Origin of the sequence: Enterococcus sp., from assembly GCF_032555305.1 — a bacterium.
Classification (GTDB): Bacteria; Bacillota; Bacilli; order Lactobacillales; family Enterococcaceae; genus Enterococcus_A.
Genome location: NZ_JAWGOQ010000064.1, coordinates 1 through 1,254 on the forward strand (window position 1 = coordinate 1; position 1,254 = coordinate 1,254).

A 1,254-nucleotide genomic window follows, 5' to 3' on the forward strand; every position below is an offset into this window, starting at 1 on the left:
GGGCTGGGCTTAGGGTCTTTCCAGATCTATACCGGTCAGGCTTTAGCCTATCGCCGCGGCATCGCGGTAGCGGTAGAGCCGCTGCTGGCAATGACGGATGCTTTTAATCGGCCAGAATGCGAAGCACTTATTACGGTAGGACCGGGGCAGGTTCAGGAATTTCATGCTGCCTTGGAGCATCGTAGTCCTCTTAAGCGAAAGTAGGCTTATCGCGACTGCCCGATTCTTACGCTAATCACCGCCACCTTGAAATCGATTTCTTGGTGGCGGTGATTTTTAGTCTCTCGCAATGTTTACGCAGGTAAATACCTGATTGTCCACAAATTTTTGTGGCTTCCCTTACTTTTAGGCATTTTGGTTTGACGCCAGGCATCCAGGGCGGTAACTTTGTATTCGTTGCCGAGCGCAGAGGCCGGCGGGAGAAAAGCTTTCCCGCCGCTTATTTTTTGCTCGCGACGGATCCTGGCCGGCCAGTTTGGTTGGTTTGTGGTTTGGTTGTTTGTGTTCTCGATAGTGTGTTTTTTTGTTTTGTTTGTGTGGGATTGAACTGGGGTGCCTGCTGGTTTTGGTGGGTGTTTTGGTTTTTTTCTGTTTTTTGTTTTTTTGATGCTGATGATTTTGGAACGTTTTGTTTTTTGATTGTTGGTGTTTGTTTTTGCTGGATTGTTTTCTGGCTTGAACCGATGTTTTTGGTTTTTGTTGGAGAGTTTGATCCTGGCTCAGGATGAACGCTGGCGGCGTGCTTAACACATGCAAGTCGAACGGGATCCAAGAGCGCTTGCGTTTTTGGTGAGAGTGGCGAACGGGTGAGTAACACGTGAGTAACCTGTCCTTTTCTTTGGGATAAGCTTCCGAAAGGGTGTTTAATACCTTATGTTCTGTCTGCCTCGCATGGGGTGGGTGGGAAAGATTTTTTCGGTAAAGGGTGGGCTCGCGGTCTATCAGCTTGTTGGTGGGGTGATGGCCTACCAAGGCTTTGACGGGTAGCCGGCCTGAGAGGGTGGTCGGTCACATTGGGACTGAGATACGGCCCAGACTCCTGCGGGAGGCAGCAGTGGGGGATATTGCACAATGGGCGAAAGCCTGATGCAGCGACGCCGCGTGGGGGATGAAGGCCTTCGGGTTGTAAACTTCTTTTGCTCTGAACAAGGCGCACCGTGGGGTGTGTTGAGTGTAGGGGTTGATTAGCGCCGGCTAACTACGTGCCAGCAGCCGCGGTAATACGTAGGGCGCGAGCGTTGTCCGGAATTATTG

1 rRNA gene is annotated in these 1,254 nt (G+C 51.1%); it reads left to right on the forward strand.

Annotated elements, in window-relative coordinates:
- Window positions 1–696 precede the first annotated feature (696 nt).
- Window positions 697–1,254, forward strand: a 16S ribosomal RNA gene (locus E6139_RS22855); the annotation flags it as partial.